The sequence below is a fragment of the Bowmanella sp. JS7-9 genome (genome assembly GCF_004329715.1).
GTDB lineage: Bacteria > Pseudomonadota > Gammaproteobacteria > Enterobacterales > Alteromonadaceae > Pseudobowmanella > Pseudobowmanella zhangzhouensis.
Window position 1 is genome coordinate 73,463 of record NZ_JXSY01000010.1, and the last position, 19,506, is coordinate 92,968.

The window sequence follows — 19,506 nt, forward strand, 5'->3', positions numbered from 1 at the left end:
CCAATTAACCGGAAGTTTTGGAGTATTGCATCGCATGCCACCAGTCGGGATCGGCGGCAATCTGGCCGTCATCATCGATAGGTGGAAATGCCAGCCCTTTCGAAATGCACTGCTGGTAGAGTCTTGGGTAGCCACCTAAAAACAGCAGGCGCTGCTTTTCCTGCTCGGGAAAATTATCCTGCTGGTACATGCCGGCTAACTGACGCTGTCGTTGTGCTTCATACAGTACAATCGCGGTCGCCACCGAGACATTCAGTGACTCCACCATACCGGCCATGGGCACCACAATTTGCTGATCGGCGGCGGCAATGGCCTCTTCACATGCACCAAGGCGCTCCTGACTCATAATGATGGCGGTTGGCCGGGTATAATCTACCTCACGAAAATCTACTGCCTTGTCCGACATATGGCTAATCAGCACTTGCTTGCCTTCTGCCCGCAAAGTATCGATGGCATCTTCGATGTGTGGATGGTCATGGATCTGCATCCAATTATGTGTGCCCATGCTGGTGCCTTTGCGCAGCCCGGATTGCTGATCCATCCATACGGCATGCACATGATGCACACCGACGGCTTCGGCAGTGCGAATAATCGCGGACAGATTATGGGTTTTATGTACCCTGTCGAGACACACCGCCAGGTCGACCTGGCGGTGAGCTAACGCCGCGCGGATGCGCTGATTGCGTTCCGGCGTCATGCTTATTCTGGCAGGCGCAGAATGCCGTCTATTTCGATTTGTGCACCGCGGGGTAACTGTGCCACACCAATCGCTGCGCGGGCTGGATAAGGCTCGCGGAAGTAACCACTCATGATTTCATTTACTTTGGCGAAATGGCTAAGGTCAGTCATAAAGATATTTACCTTAACCATATCATTCAGGGTGCCGCCGCTGGCTTCACACACTGCTTTAAGGTTTTCAAAAACCTGTACGGTTTGCTCGCTGAAGTCGTCGCTAACCATTTCCATGGTGTCCGGTTTCAACGGAATCTGGCCTGACAGATACACAGTATTGCCAGCTTTAACGGCCTGGCTATAAGTGCCGATGGCTGCTGGAGCCTGATCGGTATGAATAATGGATTTGCTCATCTTAACCTCGAACTCAAATAGGGGCGCCGGATTAACCGGCGCGATATTGACTGTGGCGGGATACGCGCTGCACTTCCGGCATGACGCGGATCTTACGCATAATGTTGGCCAGGTGCAGACGGTCGGTAATGGTGAGCTCCATATCCACGTAGTAGATATTGCTCTCCTTTTCTTCCGTTTGCAGTGTAATGATATTTGACCCGGCACTGGTGACCGCATTGGTCAGGGTGGCCAGCGTACCCTGATGGTTGATCAGCTCCACCCGTAACGCCGCTTTGAATTCACCTTTTGGATCGTCATCCCATTGCATCGGCAACACGCGGTTAGGCTCTTCTTTGGCTATCCGCGCGATGTTTTTACAGCCGTGCTGGTGGATTACCATGCCTTTACCCGGACTCAGCAATGCGATGATTTCATCGTCAGGAACCGGGTGGCAGCAGCGCGCAAACGTGACCAGCAGGCCCTCAGTACCGCGAATGGCCACCTGCCCTTTAGTGGGTAAATCATCAATACCGGTTAAGCGCCGCGCAATGATGGCCGACAGTTCATTACCCAGCCCGATATCCGCCAGCAACGCGTCGAAATTCTCGTGGTTGGTTTCTTTGACCAGTCGTTCAATCTCGCTTGGTGGGATATCATCCAGCTTGGTGGTACCCAGCGCATGGCGCAGCAAGCGGTTACCCAAACTGATGGCCTCTTCGGTGCGCTGACGCTTAAGATATTGACGAATATATGAACGAGCCTTGGCGCTGATGACGAAGTTGAGCCAGTTAGCATTGGGCTTGGCGCGTGGCGAGGTGATGATCTCGACAGTCTGGCCGGTTTCCAGTGGCCGGCTCAGTGACCAGGTGCGACGATTGACGCGCACCCCAACGCAGGTATTGCCAATATCGGAATGCACTGCGTAAGCAAAATCGACTGCTGTGGAGCCTGTCGGTAACTCAATAATGCGACCATCCGGGGTAAACACGTAGATTTCATCCGGGAACAGGTCGGTTTTCACGTTCTCGATAAATTCAAATGAAGAACTGGCGCTTTGCTGCAATTCCAGCAGGGAATGCATCCATTTGTTGGCGCGTACCTGTGCGGTAGTGCCTTTGGACTCGCCGGGCTCTTTGTATAACCAATGCGCAGCAACCCCTTTGTCCGCCATATGATCCATTTCTTCGGTACGAATCTGGATCTCCACCGGAATACCATGAGGGCCCACCAGCGAAGTGTGCAGCGACTGGTAACCGTTGGTACGGGGAATGGCGATATAATCTTTGAAGCGACCCTCAATGGGCTTGTACAGGCCATGCATCACGCCCAATGCACGGTAGCAGGCATCGACGCTTGGCACGATCAGGCGAAACGCATAAATATCCATTACCTCATTGAACATCAGTTCTTTGTTTTTCATTTTGCGGTAAATGGAATACAGGTGCTTCTCGCGGCCGACCACGCGTGCGCCCAACTGGTGTTCACGCAGTCGGCTTTCAATTTCATGGAAAATGTTGTCGATGATTTCTTTACGGTTTCCGCGTGCCTGTCGCACGGCGCCCGCCAGTGCGCGGTGACGAAACGGATACATCGCCTGAAATCCCAGATCTTCCAGCTCGTTCTTCATATCGTGAATACCGAGGCGGTGCGCCAGTGGGGCGTAGATTTCCAGCGTCTCGGCGGCAATTCGGCGGCGTTTATCCGGGCGCAGCGCGCCGAGTGTGCGCATGTTGTGGGTGCGGTCGGCCAGCTTAATCAGGATCACACGAATATCCTGCACCATGGCCATAACCATTTTGCGGAAGTTTTCGACCTGCGCTTCTTTTTGACTGCGAAATTTAATTTTATCCAGCTTTGACACGCCTTCCACTAAGCCGGCAATGGTGTCACCAAACAAATCGGCCAGATCGGCTTTGTCCAATTCGGTGTCTTCGATGACATCGTGCAAAATCGCTGCACACAGGGTTTCGTGATCGAGGCGCATATCAGCCAGAATGCCGGCCACGGCGACAGGGTGCGTAATATAAGGGTCACCGCTGGAACGCAACTGACCTTCGTGAGCATCTTTGCCCACCTTAAAGGCGCGTTCGACTAACTCTACCTGCTCGACCGGCAAGTAAGCGCTGACTTTTTGTTTTAACCCTTCGAACAAATACACGCTGGAGCGAAAATCCGTGTGAACTAACGTGTGTTAAGGATACGGGGAAAGGAGGCTGTTGCCAACGCTATCACGCCGGCAACAGTGGATTCATCGAAAGATGATTAGTCTTGCTCAGACAGGATGCTGGCAACGGCATTGAAGTCAGTCATGACTTGTTGCTGTTGATCTCGCATATCTTCCTGTTCAACAGACTCGGCAGTCACTTTGCCTTCTTCGATTTCCCGCAGGGCAATAACGGTTGGCTTGTCGTTATCTGCCTCAACCTTTGGATCTTTGCCTTCGATGGCAAGTTGGCGGGCACGACGCGCGGCAACCAGAACCAGGTCGAAGCGGTTACCCATTTTGTTGAGAGCGTCTTCTACAGTTACGCGAGCCATTAAAATTCTCCGTGAGCTAGTCGGGTTAAAATAAAAGGTTGCATAGTTTACTTAGTAATCAGGCCCAATGCCAGCAACAAATGCGCCTTAACGGCGGTCATCCGGCAATAAACTGGCGAGTAACTCATGATGACGAGCCCGTTGTGGGCCTAAGCGTAAACGTTGGGTCAGGACGATGCGCTCTAAATCCGCCAACGCATGGTCAAATTCGTCATTGACCACCAGGTAATCAAATTCGGCATAATGGGAAATTTCCGCCCGCGCTTCAGCCATGCGCTGTTCGATCACTTCCTGGCTGTCCTGGCCGCGACCAGTCAGGCGTTTGCGGAGTTCATCTTCCGACGGCGGTAAAATGAAAATCGCACTGGCATCCGGGATCTGCTGCTTCACCTGACGGGCACCCTGCCAGTCAATATCCAGAAATACATCGATACCTTGTTGCAGGGTTTGTTCGATCACCGTACGTGAGGTGCCGTAGTAATTACCAAATACTTCTGCCCACTCAAACAGGGTGCCATCGGCAATTTCCTGTTTAAAACGCGCAACATCGACGAAATGATAATGTTTGCCATTTTCCTCGCCCGGGCGCGGTGCGCGCGTGGTCAGGGATACCGAGACTTGCATATTCTGGTCGGCATGTTTTTCAAGCAATGCTTTGATTAGACTGGACTTTCCGCCTCCGGACGGGGCGGCGAGAATAAACAGATTTCCTGCTACCGGACTCATGATTTTTTCGTGTGGCTCACTTTCCGGTATGTTAGCACAGCTATTTATTCTGTTCAGCCCTCAGACACTACTTGATCAATGGCGCGATTTTCCAGACCATACGGTTAATCTAAGTATTTGCTGGTAAATCTTCCCATGACACTGACTGAAGCGCGCTATGACCAACTGGTTGATGAAGCCTTTTTAAAAATCGAAGAAGCGTTGGACAACTGTGATGCCGACATCGATTACGAGAGTGCCGGCGGTATTCTGACCCTGATCTTTGTCAACGGCACTAAGATTATTCTCAATAAACAGCCACCATTGCTGCAAATTTGGGTAGCAACTAAGTTTAATGGCCATCATTTCAATTACACCGATGACGGCGTGTGGATTGATGAACGTACTGATGCGGAATTCTGGTCATTTATGAACGAGGCGATCAGTAAACAGGCAGGTATGGCTGTGGAACTGGATATCAGTCATGACTGATTTGGAGTTTGTCCAGGTTAATCCGGTCGGTGAGGTCAAAGCCTGCGTGATTTGGCTGCACGGTTTGGGCGATTCCGGACATGGCTTTGCCCCGATTGTGCCGGAACTGAAATTGCCCGCCGATGCCGGCATTCGGTTTGTGTTTCCTCACGCACCGGTACGGGCGATTACCATTAATAATGGCTACCAGATGCATGCCTGGTACGATATTCGTTCGCTGGAACTGGATAAACGGGCCGACCCCACAGGTGTGGCTGAGTCGGCGAATTTGATTGAACGTTTGATTGAACGAGAGCTCGAACTGGGCGTTGCGCCAGATAAAATTGTCCTGGCCGGTTTCTCTCAGGGCGGCGTCATTGCATTGCATCTGGGTACACGGATAACACACAAACTGGCAGGGATTCTGGCGTTATCCACATATATGAGTGAGCCAGACAAGTTGGCCAGTGAAGCCAGTGAACTAAATCGTCAGACACCGATACTGATGTGCCATGGCCGAATGGATGATATTGTGCCTATGACCTATGGTCGTCAGGCCTATAATGCGCTGCAACAGGCTGGATTCAATGTGCAGTGGCAGGACTACATGATGGAGCACAATGTGTGCGCCGACGAAATTGAGCAAATTTCTGCCTGGTTACAGGCGCGACTAACCGGATAACGGGAGCGAATTTCGATGAAAAAGTTAATCACTATGCTGCTGGCCAGCGTGCTAATGAGTTCGGCGGCCCTGGCCGATGTGGCGGAAAGTGTGCTGACCACAGGTATTGTGAATCGTCAGCCGGTGGATGATCTGCAGGCTCAATATCGGGTGCCAGCGCAGGGGATCAGCAAAGTCTATTTCTTCACCCGCGTGACCGACTATGCTGGTAAACAGGTGATGCACCGCTGGCTGTATGGTGATCAGGTTATGGCTGAAGTGAACCTCAGTGTTGGCAGCGATAACTGGCGTACCTATTCCAGTAAACGTATGGTCAGTGCCTGGAATGGTGACTGGCGGATTGACGTGGTGGTCGACGGTGAAGTGGTGCATAGCTTCCCGTTTAGCGTCGTTAACGCAGAATAAAAATAGTTTTGTTATGGGGTGATACCCGATTATCACCCTCTCCTATCGCACCTTGTCCAATAAGGTGTTGTATACAGGGTTAGTTTCATGTCTGAACAAATCACCGATCTGATTGAAGAAGTGGTGCACGCGCAGGATACCGACGACAACGTGCTCGCTTCGGTGCTGGCCTCGCAGGATGCCGCCGATATCGCGTTGTTGCTCGAATCATTGCCGGTTGATGAACGTCAGCACACCTGGGAACAAATACCCCAAAGTCGCCGCCTGGAAGTCTTGGTCGAGATGCGCGTGGATGCGCGGGAAACCCTGATCGCGGATATGAGCCGTGAGCAGTGGCTGACGTTACTGGCGGATATCGATGCGGAAGACCTGTTAGAGCTGTCTTACAACCTGCCGAGCCGGATTATCGATTTGGCTTTGTCGTTGATGGACGAGAAGCAAAGTGAGTACTTTGCCGATGCCGCCCAGTTCGATGATGATGAAACCGGGCGCTGGATTAATCATGACATGCTGGTGTTGCCGCAAAATGCCAAAGTCCGTGATGCAATGCGTCTGCTGCGCCGCGAGATTGCCCCCCATACCGATACATTGTTTTTGGTCAACCGCGCCGGTCAGTTTGCCGAAGCGGTGCGGATTACCGAGGTACTGCGTACTCCTGACCACACGCCCTTGGTAGATATTTCCGAAGATGCGTTCAGTGTGCTGCAGGCCAAAGAAGATTGCGTCGATGCCGCCATGTTGCTGCAAAAGTCGGGTTTTTCCGCCCTGCCGGTTGTCGACGAACAGCAAAAGTTGTTGGGGCGTTTGGATATCACTGCTGCCAGTGAACTGGTTAATGAATATTACGAAGGTCAGTTAATGGCCTCGGCCGGTATGGATGAAGAAGAGGACTTATTCTCTCCTGTGGCGAAAAGTGCCCGAAAAAGGGCGATTTGGTTGGGTATTAACCTGCTAACCGCGTTTTTGGCTTCTGCTTTTATCGGTTTGTTCGAAGCCACCCTGCAGCAGGTGGTGGCGCTGGCAGTATTGATGCCAGTAGTGGCCAGTATGGGCGGCATTGCCGGCAGCCAAACCCTGACGCTGATTATTCGTGGTCTCGCGCTAGGTCAGGTTAGCAAAGCCAATTTACAGGCACTAACCCGCAAAGAGGTGGGGGTTGGCGCGGTAAATGGGGTGATTTGGGCCGTTGTGATAGGTGCGGTGGCAAGCTTCTGGTTTGGTGATCCGCGCTTAGGGTTAGTGATTGGTCTGGCAATTCTGGCCAATATTATCTGCGCGGCGTTATCTGGCGTGTTGATCCCGGTGTTGTTAGAAAAATTTGATATCGACCCGGCATTATCCGGCTCCGTCATTCTGACCACAGTGACCGACATTGTCGGCTTTGTGGCGTTCTTAGGCTTGGGTACCATGCTGCTGCTTTGAGCCCGATGCTGACCGGAGATGAAAAGCCGCTGCCGCGGCTTTTTTTGTTTCAGCACAAACCGCCACAAGCGAAATATCTGGTACTATCAAGGCATTAAATGCATTTGTTGTGAGTTAACCGACTATGAATCAACGGGTCATCCGTATCGCTACCCGCCAAAGTGCTCTGGCCTTGTGGCAGGCCGAATTTGTGAAAGCTGCTCTGGAGCAGGCCCACCCAGGGTTACAGGTTGAGTTATTGCCTATGACCACCAAAGGTGATCGGATTCTGGATGCGCCGTTGGCCAAAGTGGGTGGTAAGGGCCTGTTTATCAAAGAGCTGGAAATCGCCATGCAGGAAGGTCGGGCGGATATAGCGGTTCACAGTATGAAAGACGTACCCGTCGAAATGCCAGAGGGGTTCGATATTCATTGCATTTGTGAGCGCGAGGATCCGCGCGACGCGTTTGTTTCAAATAACTATGCGGATCTGAATGATCTGCCACAAGGTGCGATTGTGGGGACGTCAAGCCTGCGTCGTCAGGTACAGATCCGTCAGGTTCGTCCGGACGTGCAGATTCGTGATCTGCGCGGTAACGTCAATACCCGCCTGGCTAAGCTGGATGCGGGTGACTACGACGCGATTATTCTGGCTGCCGCAGGGCTGATTCGTTTAGATATGGCGCAGCGTATCCGCACCTATTTGCCGGTCGAACAATCCTTACCTGCTGTGGGACAAGGTGCAGTGGGCATTGAATGTCGCAGTGACGATCAGGATTTGCTGGCATTACTCGCGCCATTGCATCATCAGCCAACCGCGTCCCGTGTTGTGGCTGAGCGCGCGTTAAATGGTGCGCTGCAAGGGGGCTGTCAGGTGCCGATTGGCAGTCATGCCATGCTGGATGGTGATATCCTGACTGTGCGTGGTCTGGTCGGTGGGGTGAGTTCAGGCAAACTGGTGCAATGTGAAATAAGCGGCAATGTTGCCGACGCTTCAACATTGGGTCTGCAAGCTGCGCAACAATTGTTTGCACAAGGCGCCAAAGCCCTGCTGGATGAGGCCTACGCCTGATGACGCATTTTCTGTTGTTACGCCCCCAGCCGAAACTCACCGCCAGCGTTGCCGCGTTGCAGCAGGCTGGGTTAGCGGTAACCGGGTTGGCGGTACAGCAGGTAGAAAACGATGTCAGCGAGGCTGCTCGTTTACAGGCCGAACTGGCAAAAAATCCACCAGATGGGTGGGTAGTGACCAGCACCTATGCGGCACAGAATCTGATTACAGCATTGGCTGAGCAATTACCCCGCGACGGGCGTTTTTACGCCGTAGGGGAGGCATCTGCCACAGTCTTGCGGGATGCGGGCCTGTCCGTCACTGTGCCAAAACGTCATGACAGCGAGGGTCTGTTAGAGCTGGCTGAACTGATTGATGTAAAGGATAAACGCCTTTGGCTGATTAAAGGCCATGGTGGCCGTGATTTACTGGCTGCCACCTTAACCGAACGGGGCGCCCAGCCAGAGAGTTTTAACCTGTATAAACGGGTAGATTTGGACATCAGTGCTGATATTAAAGCATTAATAGCAACACCGCCGGACGCCATTATTGCGACCAGCAATGAACAATTAGCGCTATTTTGTGAAGCGCTGTCAGAGGATTGGCTACAGGCACGACACTGGTGTGTGGCTGGTCAACGACAGGCTGACTATTTACACTCGAAAGGAATAACTCAAATCGCATTGTGCGACGGCGCCTCGGATCAGGCGCTTATCGCGGGTGCGCTTAAGATTGCGGAGCAGCAGGCCATGGCCGAACAACAAGCAAAAGATGCAGAACAACAAAACGCATTGACCGAACTGGAGCAAAATCTCAGTTTTGCCGACCGTGAGCAGCCTGCTGCGCCGGTAAAATCGGCCAAGTGGCCCGGAGTGCTGGCACTGCTTAATTTGTTGTTACTGGCGGGCGTAATTGCTGCGGCCGTCTGGTTTTATCTGAACTGGCAGCAATGGCAGGCGCAGCAGAATGAGACTCAGCAACAGGCTCTGTGGGCACAAGTAGAACAGCAACGTCAGGAGTTACAGACCCTGACCGCAGGCATCGAGCGTCAGGTTGCACAGCAGGCCGAAGCCGCCGAACAACGTATGCAGCAGATGATGGCGCTGAATGACAGTACTCAGCGTAAGTTGCTGGAAATGAGCGGTCGTCAGCCCAGTGATTGGATCCTTGCCGAAGCCGATTATCTGGTGCGTATGGCCGGCCGCAAATTGTGGCTGGAGCATGATCTTGCCAGTGCCCGGCAAATGCTGAAGGATGCAGATTTACGCTTGGCAGAACTCAACGACCCCAGCCTGATCCCGCTGCGCTCGTTGCTGGCCGATGACTTACAAACACTGGCGATGATTCAGGATGCGCCGATCATGGAAATGGCGTTACAAGCCGGTGCATTGGCGCGTCAGGTGGATGGGCTGGAGCTGGCCATGGTGGAATTGCCGGAAGCTATGGATGAACCAGAGGCAATCAAACCCAGTGGGGATGTGGCCGACTGGCAACAGAATCTCAAAGCCTTCTGGACTCGCACCGTGGACATCTTTTTCAAAGTGCGGCATCGCAGCGAAATGGTCAAACCGCTGATGTCTGCCCAGCAACAGTGGTTGGTCAAACAACAACTTCGTTTACATTTGTTAGAAGCGCAGTTCGCCGCGCTTCGTGAACAGCCTGAGTTATACGCACAGGCACTGAGTCAGGCGATGGCCCTGCTGCGTGAAAACTTCGACGGTCAGTTGGCACTTACCCAGCAATTCGCCGCCGCTCTGGAGCAATTGCAGGGCACCGACATTAGTCGTTTCTACCCTGAAAAGTTATCCGTGGCGGAACCCCTGCAACGTCTGCTCGCACAACGGGTAAATGGCGAGGTGGCGAATGATTAAATTATTCCTGCTGCTCGGCCTGCTGGTCGTTGGCATCATTGCCGGGCCGTTTATCTACGATAAGCTCGGCTATGTGCTGATTTCATTAGGTAACTGGACGGTCGAGACAACCATGCCTGGCCTGGCCGTAGCGTTATTACTGTTATGGCTGCTGTGGGAAGGCACCAAGTGGCTGTTATCCAAGGCGTTTCGACTTAGTAAGGGCTCGTTCGATCTCTTCGGTAGCTGGCAGAGTCGTCGCCAGCAAGTCGCCTTTACCAAAGGCCTGGTGGCGCTGGATGAACAGAATTTCCAGGAGGCACAGAAACAACTGGAGAAAGCCGCCAAAGCGGATGCGTTCTCTGGCGTGGATTTGCTGGCTGCCGCCCAGGCGGCGCTGCGCCTGAATCAAACCGATAAAGCCCGCGAGTTATGGCAGAAAGCGGCGCGCCAACCGGCCACCGAGTTGGCGGCGACATTGAATTTGGTCAGATTAGCGCTCAAACAGGAAAATCATGCCGAGGCATTGCGTTTACTGGAAGGGCTGCATGATAAACACAAAGATCATCCATCCGTGGTCGCACACTGGGCAGAGGCGCTGGCAGGCCTTAATCGTTGGCATGAACTGAAAGACAAGCTCAAAGGATGGAAAAAGCATTTGGGCATGGAGCGTTATGACCACTGGATGCGCGCCGCGGCGTTGGGAACATTCGCTGAGATAGCCAGTAAAGAAGGTGCCAACGAATTGAAAGCCCGCTGGCAGACGCTGCCGCGTTCGGCGCGCAAAGATCCGGCTCAGCAAGCCGCGTATGTGCGTCAGTTGATCAGTCAGGACATGCACAACGATGCCGTGGAAGCACTGGTGAGTTTTCTGGATGCGCCAGAGCCGGGATTGCTGGCATTATTCAAAGATATTCGCGCAAAGCAGCCGACCGCCGCCCTGAAGAAACTGGAAAACTGGCTAAAACAGGATGACGCTAACATCGCGGTTTTGTCTGCATTAGGCCATTTGGCCTACAATGCCGGTGAGTACCGCCTGGCAGAACGGGTGATCACCCGTCGCTTAAACCTGCAGCAGGATAAAACCGATATGTTGCTGCTGGCGCAGATTAAAGAAGCGACTCAACAACCAATGCAGGCGCTGGAGATTTATAAACAGACCCTCAGTGGTGAGTAAATGCAGCGGGTGTAAACGCCGATTCTTTACACCCGGTTATATCTAAGTCCATCAGGCATTTGATTTTTGTCTGAAAATCATTAGGTTAAATAGGCTTCGCAACTTCGCACGTAACGGGCCGGGCCCAAGGGAGAATTATGACTTTTTCCATCCGCGAGATGGCAAAACACGCAAGACACGCTTCACGTCAGGTGGCAAACCTGAGCACTCATCAAAAAAACGCGATTCTGAATCGCATCGCCGACTTACTCGAACAGCGTAGCGGCGCGTTGCAAAGCGCAAACCTACAGGATCTTAATGCAGCACGTGATAACGGGCTGTCTGACGCCATGATTGACCGTCTAAAACTGGATCAGCAGGGCATTACTAATCTGGCCAATGCCGTGCGGGCAATTGCCTCGCAGCAGGATCCGGTGGGCCGAATCAGCCATATCACCCGCCAGTCCAGTGGCATTGAAGTGGGCAAAATGCGCATTCCATTAGGTGTGATTGCGATGATTTACGAATCGCGACCGAATGTCACCATCGATGCCGCCGCCTTATGCTTTAAAGCCGGCAACGCCGTGATTCTGCGCGGCGGTAAAGAGGCCTTACATTCCAATCTGGCGCTGGCCGATTGTATTCGCACTGCATTGACCGAACATGGTGTGAATCAACATGCGGTGGTGGTCATTCCGGATCCGGACCGCGCCATTATGCAGGAATTGATGACGCTCAGTGAGGACGTGGATTTGATCATTCCACGCGGCGGTGAAGGTCTGATCCGTTACGTTACGCAAAATAGTCGCATCCCGGTCATTCAGCATTTTAAAGGTGTATGTCATCTGCTGGTGGACGCCCATGCTGACCTCAGCAAAGCCCTGGCCTTACTGGAAAACGGCAAGACTCAGCGAACCGGAGTGTGTAACGCGCTGGAAACGCTGCTGGTCGATAAGGCGGTAGCCGAACAGTTTCTGCCCATGGCTGCCAAGTTATTTGCGGCAAAAGGCGTACGGGTTCACGCCTGTGAGCAGAGCCTGGGTTACTTTGCACAGGCAGAGCCGGCAACCGATGCGGATTGGGATGCGGAATATCTGGCGCTGGAAATCGCGGTCAGGGTTGTGGATGACTATGAGGCCGGTGTCGTGCATATCGAGCAATACAGTTCCGGGCATACCGAAGTGATTGCCAGTCAGGATTATTCCCGCACCCAGGATTTTATTCGCCGGATTAACTCGGCGGTGGTGATGGCCAATGCTTCATCACGCTTTTCCGATGGGGGCGAGCTGGGACTGGGCGCGGAAATCGGTATTTCAACCAGCAAGCTGCATGCCTATGGCCCGATGGGTGTAGAATCGCTTACAACCGAGAAGTTTATTGTGTTGGGTGATGGTCACGTGCGTGGCTGATATCACACTATCCTGAACACAAAGCCCACCATTCGGTGGGTTTTTTATTGGAAAATCTATGCAAGTCGCAGTGTTGTTCGCTATCTGTACCTTAATTTGGGGCTCGACCTGGCTGGTAATCCGCCTGCAATTAGGTGTGGTTGATCCTATGGTCTCGGTGTTGTATCGCTTCGTGATCGCGGCTTTTTTGCTGCTGGTATGGATCACTCTATCGCGCCGCTCATTGCGCATACCCAGACAACTGCACCTTCCGGTCGCCGCCGGTGGGCTGGCGCTGTACTGGTTGGACTACACCCTGCTGTATTACGGCGAAGAGCACCTGATCAGTGCCGTGGTGGCGCTGATGAGTTGTTTAATGATTTATATGAATGTGCTGCTGCGTCGCTGGTTTTTTAACAAGCCGGTGCGGCGTGATGTGTTGCTTGGTGCCAGCCTCGGGGTGATTGGTCTGGTACTGGTTTTCAGGCCTGAATTTGCACGTCTGTCGACCGATAGCCTGCTCATTGGCGGGATTTTACTGGTTATTGGTTCCAACTTTTTTGCCTCAGTGGGCAACGTGCTGAATGAATATGTACTGGAGCATGGCGTACCTGTTGTGCAGTTGAACTTCTGGGGCATGAGTTACGCCGTGATTGCGATGTTATTGGCCATCTGGATAGGTGGTATCCCGTTGACCTTGCCGGCGGATTCAGATTTTTGGCTGGCGACGGTTTATTTAAGTGTGTTTGGCACCGTACTGGCGTTTGGTGCCTATATGAAATTGATGCAAAAAATCGGTTCTGATCGCTCAGTATTTGTGGTTCTGCTGTTTCCACTGGTGGCACTAGTGTTATCCAGTTGGTTTGAGAACTTCCAGTGGCAATGGCAAACCCTGCTGGGGATTGGCGTTATTCTGCTGGGCAATGCCACTGCACTGGGCAAACTTCGTTTGATGCGGCATTTGCGCCCAGCGCGGCAATCAGCCTGAGCGGGAGACCATGCGCCGATAGCTGGCTGGCGGCATACCGGCTTCGCGGTTGAAAACCGCCCGAAACGCACTGAGATCCTGATAGCCGACCTGTTGGGCAATTTGCTCGATACTCAGTGTACTGGTCTCCAGTAATTGACGTGCCTGTTCCATACGGCGGTTTTGCAGATATTTCAATGGCGAGATGCCACGTAACTGATTGTATTTGCGCAATAAGGTGCGGGTGCTGGTTTGTAATGCGGCGGCCATCTGATTCAGGTCATAGGGACTGGCCAGATTGGCATCCAGTAACGCCTCGACCTGTTCGGCGAAATGGCCGCGCCGAATGCGGGTCAGGGACAGGTTCATAAACGCTGCCTGACTGGTACGCGGTGCGTCAGCGAGTAACAGTTGTCGGCAAAGACGACTGATGTCTTGTGAGTAAATGCGGCTAATCAGCGTAATGATCAAATCGACCCAACTGAGCATTGCGCCGCTGGTTGCAATATTGCCATCGGTGATTAACATGGCCTGATTGTCGACAAAACAGGTTGGCGAATGCTGACGCAATTGATCGGCAAAATACCAGGCTGTGGTGGCGTGTTTCTTATCCAGCACTCCCGCTTCCGCTAACAGGAAACTACCGACACAGCAACTGGCCAGCAGGCGTCCCGATGCGGCAAAGTGCTTTAACAGATGGACTTCATCATGCAGCGCATTAATGATTTTGGGCAGTTCGGCGCGGCGCCGTAAAAAGAATCCGGGCACTAACAACACATCAATATCATCTGTCTGTGTGCTGCAGCCAATTTGCCATTCCCCATTGACGCTTTGTACTGAGTCCTGCAAACCAATCAGCTTGATATCCAGCGGCGGCAATTTTTCCAGCTCTGCCACTCGATTAGCCACCTGCAGACTGTCGCGCAATCCAAAAAGTTGCGAGGGTAAGCAATGGGGATACACCAACAGGCCAATGGTAAATGCCGGTTTGTTCATTGGCTAACCTTTTGCCGTCAGTGACGCATAGGCGCGCACAGGAAAGGTACCCATGCCCGCAACTTTGGGTGGCACGGCACTAAACAAAAAGTCCTGCTGCGGCAGGCTGGCGAGATTGGTCAGGTGTTCGACAATTAAAATCCGGTGTGACAACAGGTGCTGATGTACCGGACGAGTGACGCCGCGGGTATCGTCAATATTGTGCGAGTCGATGCCCACCAGCATCACACCGGCTTGTTGAAGATACCCGGCAGCGGCTTCGGTGAGAAACGGATGGTTTTCAAAATAGACCGGCGTGTTCCAGTGTTGTGACCAGCCGGTGTGGATCAACACCGCCCTGCCTCGCAGCGCCTTGCCGGCAAAAAGTTCGGGGCCGATGGCCTGCACGCCATGGGCATCGATGCAAATGCCGGGTAATTCGGCAAAGTGTGACAGTTCCAGCTGCGCTAAGTCTTCACCGTGCTCACAAAAATGAAACGGTACATCCACGTAGGTGCCGGTATTCGACACCATATTAATCCGGCCGATTTGCACGCTGTGCTGACCGCCATAGTTCGCCTTGCTTTGTTCACGGCTGAGAAAATCACAAATCACCGGAGCAGGGAGGCCTTTATAAGTAATTAAACCATCGAATATTTCGTGGCTGAGATCGATAAGCCGGGTATGCATAGGCCCTCCTTTTTGTTCACCATATAATCAATCGGGGCATAAAAAAAGCCCGGCTAAAGCCGGGCTAAACACAAGGCGAGGACTACCTAAAAATCAATTTCACTCTCGCTACCAGGGATTTACGCTTGTAAAACAATCGCTTGCATTGCTGTCATATAACCTCGTAACTGGGCACCGATGGTTTCAACCGGATGTTGACGAATCGCCTGATTCACATCGATTAGTGCTTTGTTATCTACCCCACCATGGGCTTTGGCTAGGCCCTTGCCGATTTCCGCCGTACTTAAGGTAGGCATCAGCTGCGCGCGCAGGGTCGGAATCGCGGCATTGGCAAACAGATAGTTGCCATACTCAGCGGTATCGGAAATCACCACGTTCATCTCATACAGGCGCTTACGAGCAATAGTATTGGCGATTAACGGGGTTTCATGCAGAGACTCGTAATAGGCTGACTCAGGCAGCATACCGGCTTGTACCATCGTATCGAAAGCCTGCTCTACGCCGGCTTTGATCATGGCAACCAGGAAAATGCCTTTATCGAAAAATTCCTGCTCATCGATTTGACCTTCATAAACCGGTGCATTTTCAAAACCACTCTGACGGGTTTCTTCACGCCATTTCAGCAGATTAGCGTCGTCATTCGCCCAGTCGGCCATCATAGTGCGGGAGAACTCGCCACTGATGATGTCGTCCTGATGTTTCTCAAACAAGGGTTTCAACAGTTGTTTAATCTCGTCCGACAGTTGATACGCGCGCAATTTCGCGGCGTTCGGTAAACGATCCATCATGTGGGTTACCCCACCGAGCTTGAGGGCTTCTGTGATCGCCTGCAGACCATATTGAATTAGCGCCGCGGCATAGGCTGCGTCGATGCCATCTGCGGTCATTTTTTCAAACGCCAGAATCGCGGCAGATTGCTGCATTCCGCACAGGATGGTTTGCTCGCCCATCAGGTCGGATTTTACTTCTGCAACAAACGATGACTCCAATACGCCAGCACGATCGCCACCGGTCGCCGATGCCAGAGCTTTGGCAATATCCAGACCATCACCGTTTGGATCGTTTTCAGGATGTACCGCAATCAGGGTGGGAACGCCGAAACCACGCTTATACTCTTCACGTACTTCGGTGCCCGGGCATTTGGGTGCGCACATGACCACGGTGATATCCGCACGAATCTGCTGACCTTCTTCAACAATATTAAATCCGTGGGAATAGCTTAATGTCGCCCCTTGTTTCATCAAAGGCATCACCGCCGTGACGACGGCATTGTGCTGTTTGTCCGGGGTCAGGTTATAAACCAAATCGGCACCTGGGATCAGTTGCTCATAGGTACCAACCTCAAAGCCGTTGCTGGTGGCACGTTGCCACGAATCACGTTTTTCGTCGATAGCCGCCTGACGCAGGGCATAGGCAACGTCTAAACCTGAATCACGCATATTGAGGCCCTGATTCAGGCCTTGCGCACCGCAACCTACGATTACGATTTTCTTGCCTTTGAGGTAATCGCAACCCTGGGCAAATTCTTCCCGCTGCATAAAGCGACAACGACCTAACTGGTCCAACTGGGTACGAAACGGTAACTGATTAAAATAATTGGCCATAACTTTCTTCACTGCATCAATCTGGAGCCCTTTCAGGGCGATAGGTTCACTGTAGAATCTTGCTGGTGTTGTATAAAGTGATATATTCGCAATACTTAATTGCAAAAAGTGCAACAAATGGACAGCCGTAACCTGCAACTTTTCACACAGTTAGCCACCAGCCTGCATTTCGCTAAGACCGCAGAAGCGATGCATGTAACTCCTTCGACTCTGAGCCGGGCTATTCAGCGCCTCGAGCAGGATTGTGGAGTGAGTTTATTTAGCCGTGATAACCGCAATGTACGCCTTACCTTTGAAGGCGAACAACTTCTGACCTTTGCCCGCCAATATTTGCAGGATTGGGCGACCTTGAAGGCGGGTTTCAGGGACAGTCAGCAAAAGCTGCATGGCCATGTGCATCTGTTTTGCTCGGTAACGGCCAGTTTCAGCCACGCACCGGCAATACTGTCGGCGCTTGCTCAGCAGTTTCCCCAGGTCGATGTCAAACTCACTACGGGTGAGCCAGGTCAGGCGGTTGCCAATGTGCTGCACGGCAACGCGGATTTGGCGCTAGCGGTGGTGGATGAGCAATTTCCCGCTGAACTGGACTACCGGCATTTAGACACCTTGCCGTTGGGGCTAATCGTGCCGGCCAGCATGAAAGTCACACAGGCAGAGCAACTTGACTGGCAACAGGTGTCGGTGATTATGGCGGAGTCTGGTCCATCGGTACCGCTTGCCAACCAATGGTTCCGGCAGCATGGGATTCGCCCGCGTATCTACGCTAAGGTCAATGGGCATGAAGCGATCGTGAGTATGGTCGCGCTGGGTTGTGGTGTCGGGATTGTGCCGAAAGTCGTGGTGGAGCAATCGGTGGCAGCCAGCCGCATCAGTTATTTGCCGCTATCCGGCATTGAGCCGTTTAAGCTTGGATTATGTTATATGCGTGAGCGTGCGCGGGATCCTGTCATTGCCGCTATCGTGTCCGCCACCCTTTAAACAGTTGACGTCAGTTGCGCCAGGGTACGATCAAGTGCCCGGTAGCTCAGCGCCTGTGCAAGATGGCTGCGGCCGATATTGGCGTCATCGGCTAAGTCGGCAATGGTGCGTGCCACTTTTATGATTCGGTGATAACTACGCACCGATAATCCCAATTTTTCGACGGCTTGCTCCAGAAAATGTTGATCGTCACTGAGCAAGGGGCAGTACCGTGCAATCTCCCGGGTAGAGAGCTGCGCATTGCATTTACCACACCGGGTCAGCTGGCGTTGGTGGGCAGCCATTACCCGTTCACGCACCTGCGCACTGGTTTCACTCTGCTGCTGGTTGGGATTGCTCAGGCTGCCTTGGGGTAGCCTTGGCACATCCAATTGCATATCGATGCGGTCTAAAAATGGACCAGATATGCGATTGATATAGCGAAGTACCTGATCACCTGTGCTGCGTCCGTCATCCAGTGCACCGGTGGGGCTGGGGTTCATTGCTGCAACCAGCTGAAACTGTGCGGGAAATTCCGCCTGCCGTGCCGCTCTTGAGATACTGACGGTACCAGACTCCATCGGTTCTCTGAGCACATCCAGCACTTTGCGATCAAATTCGGGCAACTCATCCAGAAATAATACGCCATGATGGGCCAGTGAAATCTCGCCCGGACGCGGATTACTGCCGCCGCCAACCAGAGCTACAGCAGAGCTAGTATGGTGGGGTGCGCGAAACGGCCGTTGGCGCCAGTGGACACTGTCCGGTTGCATGCCGGCAACCGAACGAATGGCCGCAGAGGCGAGTGCCTCGTCATCTGACATGGGCGGTAATAATGTGACCAGCCGCTGTGCCAGCATGGTTTTACCTGTGCCCGGCGGGCCTATCATCAGCAGGTTATGCCCACCTGCTGCAGCAATTTCCAGTGCCCGCTTGGCGGCTTGCTGGCCTATGACATCAGCCAAATCGAAAGGATAGAGGGTCTGTTGTGAGGTTTCGTCGTGTTGGCAAACCGGCAGACTTTGTTGACCCAAAAGGTGATGAAATACCTCAATCAGAGAATGCGCATTAACAACGTCCATATTATCAATCAAAGCGGCTTCGGCCTGGTTGGCATTGGGGACAATGGCTTTGTGGCCAGCTTTGCCTGCCGCTATAACAAAAGGTAAACACGCACTGACGCCCTGCAATTCCCCATTAAGACTTAATTCGCCAAGTAACTCGACGTTTTGCAAGGTATCAGGAGGTATCAGGCCGCCCGCACTGATGATGCCGATGGCGATAGCTAAATCAAATCGCCCTCCTTCTTTGGGCAAATCGGCGGGTGCCATATTGACGGTGATGCGTCGCGCAGGGAAATCGAATCCGGAGTTTTGCAGGGCGCTGCGCACCCGCTCCCGCGCTTCTCGCACTGACGCTTCGGGTAAACCGACGATATTGAACGCCGGCAAGCCATTGGCCAGATGAACCTCAATTTGAATAAGTGGGGCATTGACACCAATTGAGGCGCGACTGAAAACGCGTGCTAATGACATGGGCTCTCCGTGGCGATAACAAAGCAACGCTGTCTATAAAACGTAGTCGCTAGCCGGGTAAGC

General features: G+C 52.8%; 19 protein-coding genes. 10 read left to right on the plus strand and 9 right to left on the minus strand.

What is annotated here, in order from left to right:
- Positions 1-4: 4 nt before the first annotated feature.
- From trmH to gmk, 5 genes are all read right to left on the minus strand, one after another.
- Complete coding sequence (gene trmH, locus TK45_RS05335) at positions 5-697, minus strand: tRNA (guanosine(18)-2'-O)-methyltransferase TrmH (protein WP_131257604.1); 693 nt, start codon at positions 695-697, stop codon at positions 5-7.
- Positions 698-699: 2 nt separating this feature from the next.
- The gene (locus tag TK45_RS05340) at positions 700-1,086 is read right to left on the minus strand and encodes a RidA family protein (RefSeq protein ID WP_131257605.1); all 387 of its coding nucleotides are present in this window, start codon (positions 1,084-1,086) and stop codon (positions 700-702) included.
- 31 nt (positions 1,087-1,117) lie between these two features.
- Positions 1,118-3,226, minus strand: a complete 2,109-nt coding sequence (gene spoT / locus TK45_RS05345) for a bifunctional GTP diphosphokinase/guanosine-3',5'-bis pyrophosphate 3'-pyrophosphohydrolase (RefSeq protein ID WP_131257606.1) — start codon at positions 3,224-3,226, stop codon at positions 1,118-1,120.
- A gap of 104 nt (positions 3,227-3,330) precedes the next feature.
- Entirely contained in the window at positions 3,331-3,606 is a 276-nt protein-coding gene (gene rpoZ, locus TK45_RS05350) for a DNA-directed RNA polymerase subunit omega (protein WP_131257607.1), read from the minus strand.
- A gap of 87 nt (positions 3,607-3,693) precedes the next feature.
- Entirely contained in the window at positions 3,694-4,332 is a 639-nt protein-coding gene (gene gmk, locus TK45_RS05355; RefSeq protein ID WP_131257608.1) for a guanylate kinase, read from the minus strand.
- A gap of 135 nt (positions 4,333-4,467) precedes the next feature.
- Here gmk and cyaY point away from each other — a divergent pair, with 135 nt between their 5' ends.
- The 9 genes from cyaY to TK45_RS05400 all read left to right on the plus strand — a co-directional run bounded on the left by cyaY (position 4,468) and on the right by TK45_RS05400 (position 13,703).
- On the plus strand, positions 4,468-4,803 hold the full coding sequence (cyaY, locus tag TK45_RS05360) for an iron donor protein CyaY (RefSeq protein ID WP_371414260.1): 336 nt from the start codon (positions 4,468-4,470) through the stop codon (positions 4,801-4,803).
- Positions 4,796-5,464, plus strand: a complete 669-nt coding sequence (locus tag TK45_RS05365) for an alpha/beta hydrolase (protein WP_131257609.1) — start codon at positions 4,796-4,798, stop codon at positions 5,462-5,464. Before cyaY ends, TK45_RS05365 begins: the two co-directional genes overlap by 8 nt.
- A gap of 15 nt (positions 5,465-5,479) precedes the next feature.
- Positions 5,480-5,869 (plus strand): DUF2914 domain-containing protein, encoded by a 390-nt coding sequence (locus TK45_RS05370; protein ID WP_131257610.1) that lies wholly within the window; start codon positions 5,480-5,482, stop codon positions 5,867-5,869.
- Between the two features lie 87 nt (positions 5,870-5,956).
- The gene (locus tag TK45_RS05375) at positions 5,957-7,291 is read left to right on the plus strand and encodes a magnesium transporter (protein ID WP_131257611.1); all 1,335 of its coding nucleotides are present in this window, start codon (positions 5,957-5,959) and stop codon (positions 7,289-7,291) included.
- A gap of 124 nt (positions 7,292-7,415) precedes the next feature.
- Positions 7,416-8,342 carry a hydroxymethylbilane synthase gene (gene hemC, locus TK45_RS05380; protein ID WP_131257612.1) on the plus strand — a complete coding sequence of 309 codons (927 nt, stop codon included), beginning with the start codon at positions 7,416-7,418 and terminating at the stop codon, positions 8,340-8,342.
- Positions 8,342-10,192, plus strand: a complete 1,851-nt coding sequence (locus TK45_RS05385) for a uroporphyrinogen-III synthase (protein WP_131257613.1) — start codon at positions 8,342-8,344, stop codon at positions 10,190-10,192. The genes hemC and TK45_RS05385 overlap by 1 nt, the downstream gene beginning before the upstream one ends.
- Complete coding sequence (locus TK45_RS05390; protein WP_165490710.1) at positions 10,185-11,348, plus strand: heme biosynthesis HemY N-terminal domain-containing protein; 1,164 nt, start codon at positions 10,185-10,187, stop codon at positions 11,346-11,348. Before TK45_RS05385 ends, TK45_RS05390 begins: the two co-directional genes overlap by 8 nt.
- Positions 11,349-11,485: 137 nt before the next feature.
- The gene (locus TK45_RS05395) at positions 11,486-12,736 is read left to right on the plus strand and encodes a glutamate-5-semialdehyde dehydrogenase (RefSeq protein ID WP_131257615.1); all 1,251 of its coding nucleotides are present in this window, start codon (positions 11,486-11,488) and stop codon (positions 12,734-12,736) included.
- A 58-nt stretch (positions 12,737-12,794) separates the two neighbouring features.
- The gene (locus tag TK45_RS05400) at positions 12,795-13,703 is read left to right on the plus strand and encodes a DMT family transporter (RefSeq protein ID WP_131257616.1); all 909 of its coding nucleotides are present in this window, start codon (positions 12,795-12,797) and stop codon (positions 13,701-13,703) included.
- On the opposite strand, the gene TK45_RS05405 is transcribed toward TK45_RS05400, so the two are convergent.
- The 3 genes from TK45_RS05405 to ilvC form a co-directional block, all read right to left on the minus strand.
- Positions 13,695-14,678 carry a GlxA family transcriptional regulator gene (locus TK45_RS05405; RefSeq protein ID WP_131257617.1) on the minus strand — a complete coding sequence of 328 codons (984 nt, stop codon included), beginning with the start codon at positions 14,676-14,678 and terminating at the stop codon, positions 13,695-13,697. The genes TK45_RS05400 and TK45_RS05405 overlap by 9 nt on opposite strands.
- A gap of 3 nt (positions 14,679-14,681) precedes the next feature.
- A complete protein-coding gene (locus tag TK45_RS05410; protein ID WP_131257618.1) occupies positions 14,682-15,347 on the minus strand; it encodes a cyclase family protein in 666 nt (221 codons plus the stop codon).
- A 119-nt stretch (positions 15,348-15,466) separates the two neighbouring features.
- Positions 15,467-16,951 (minus strand): ketol-acid reductoisomerase, encoded by a 1,485-nt coding sequence (gene ilvC, locus TK45_RS05415; protein ID WP_131257619.1) that lies wholly within the window; start codon positions 16,949-16,951, stop codon positions 15,467-15,469.
- Between the two features lie 117 nt (positions 16,952-17,068).
- On the opposite strand from ilvC, the gene ilvY reads away from it, so the two are divergent.
- Positions 17,069-17,929, plus strand: coding sequence for an HTH-type transcriptional activator IlvY (gene ilvY / locus TK45_RS05420; RefSeq protein WP_131257636.1), 861 nt, complete (start codon positions 17,069-17,071; stop codon positions 17,927-17,929).
- Here ilvY and TK45_RS05425 read toward each other — a convergent pair.
- On the minus strand, positions 17,926-19,443 hold the full coding sequence (locus TK45_RS05425) for a YifB family Mg chelatase-like AAA ATPase (protein ID WP_131257620.1): 1,518 nt from the start codon (positions 19,441-19,443) through the stop codon (positions 17,926-17,928). The two genes, ilvY and TK45_RS05425, sit on opposite strands and share 4 nt — an antisense overlap.
- Positions 19,444-19,506 lie beyond the last annotated feature (63 nt).

Bases quoted from the DNA above. Each gene is read 5' to 3' on its own strand.
- TK45_RS05400 (WP_131257616.1), top strand. From the start codon at position 12,795: ATGCAAGTCGCAGTGTTGTTCGCTATCTGTACCTTAATTTGGGGCTCG.
- TK45_RS05410 (WP_131257618.1), bottom strand. From the start codon at position 15,347: ATGCATACCCGGCTTATCGATCTCAGCCACGAAATATTCGATGGTTTA.
- TK45_RS05385 (WP_131257613.1), top strand. From the start codon at position 8,342: ATGACGCATTTTCTGTTGTTACGCCCCCAGCCGAAACTCACCGCCAGC.
- TK45_RS05365 (WP_131257609.1), top strand. From the start codon at position 4,796: ATGACTGATTTGGAGTTTGTCCAGGTTAATCCGGTCGGTGAGGTCAAA.
- TK45_RS05375 (WP_131257611.1), top strand. From the start codon at position 5,957: ATGTCTGAACAAATCACCGATCTGATTGAAGAAGTGGTGCACGCGCAG.
- TK45_RS05390 (WP_165490710.1), top strand. From the start codon at position 10,185: ATGATTAAATTATTCCTGCTGCTCGGCCTGCTGGTCGTTGGCATCATT.
- ilvY (WP_131257636.1), top strand. From the start codon at position 17,069: ATGGACAGCCGTAACCTGCAACTTTTCACACAGTTAGCCACCAGCCTG.
- ilvC (WP_131257619.1), bottom strand. From the start codon at position 16,951: ATGGCCAATTATTTTAATCAGTTACCGTTTCGTACCCAGTTGGACCAG.
- TK45_RS05340 (WP_131257605.1), bottom strand. From the start codon at position 1,086: ATGAGCAAATCCATTATTCATACCGATCAGGCTCCAGCAGCCATCGGC.
- TK45_RS05405 (WP_131257617.1), bottom strand. From the start codon at position 14,678: ATGAACAAACCGGCATTTACCATTGGCCTGTTGGTGTATCCCCATTGC.
- TK45_RS05370 (WP_131257610.1), top strand. From the start codon at position 5,480: ATGAAAAAGTTAATCACTATGCTGCTGGCCAGCGTGCTAATGAGTTCG.
- TK45_RS05425 (WP_131257620.1), bottom strand. From the start codon at position 19,443: ATGTCATTAGCACGCGTTTTCAGTCGCGCCTCAATTGGTGTCAATGCC.
- trmH (WP_131257604.1), bottom strand. From the start codon at position 697: ATGACGCCGGAACGCAATCAGCGCATCCGCGCGGCGTTAGCTCACCGC.
- cyaY (WP_371414260.1), top strand. From the start codon at position 4,468: ATGACACTGACTGAAGCGCGCTATGACCAACTGGTTGATGAAGCCTTT.
- TK45_RS05395 (WP_131257615.1), top strand. From the start codon at position 11,486: ATGACTTTTTCCATCCGCGAGATGGCAAAACACGCAAGACACGCTTCA.
- gmk (WP_131257608.1), bottom strand. From the start codon at position 4,332: ATGAGTCCGGTAGCAGGAAATCTGTTTATTCTCGCCGCCCCGTCCGGA.
- hemC (WP_131257612.1), top strand. From the start codon at position 7,416: ATGAATCAACGGGTCATCCGTATCGCTACCCGCCAAAGTGCTCTGGCC.
- rpoZ (WP_131257607.1), bottom strand. From the start codon at position 3,606: ATGGCTCGCGTAACTGTAGAAGACGCTCTCAACAAAATGGGTAACCGC.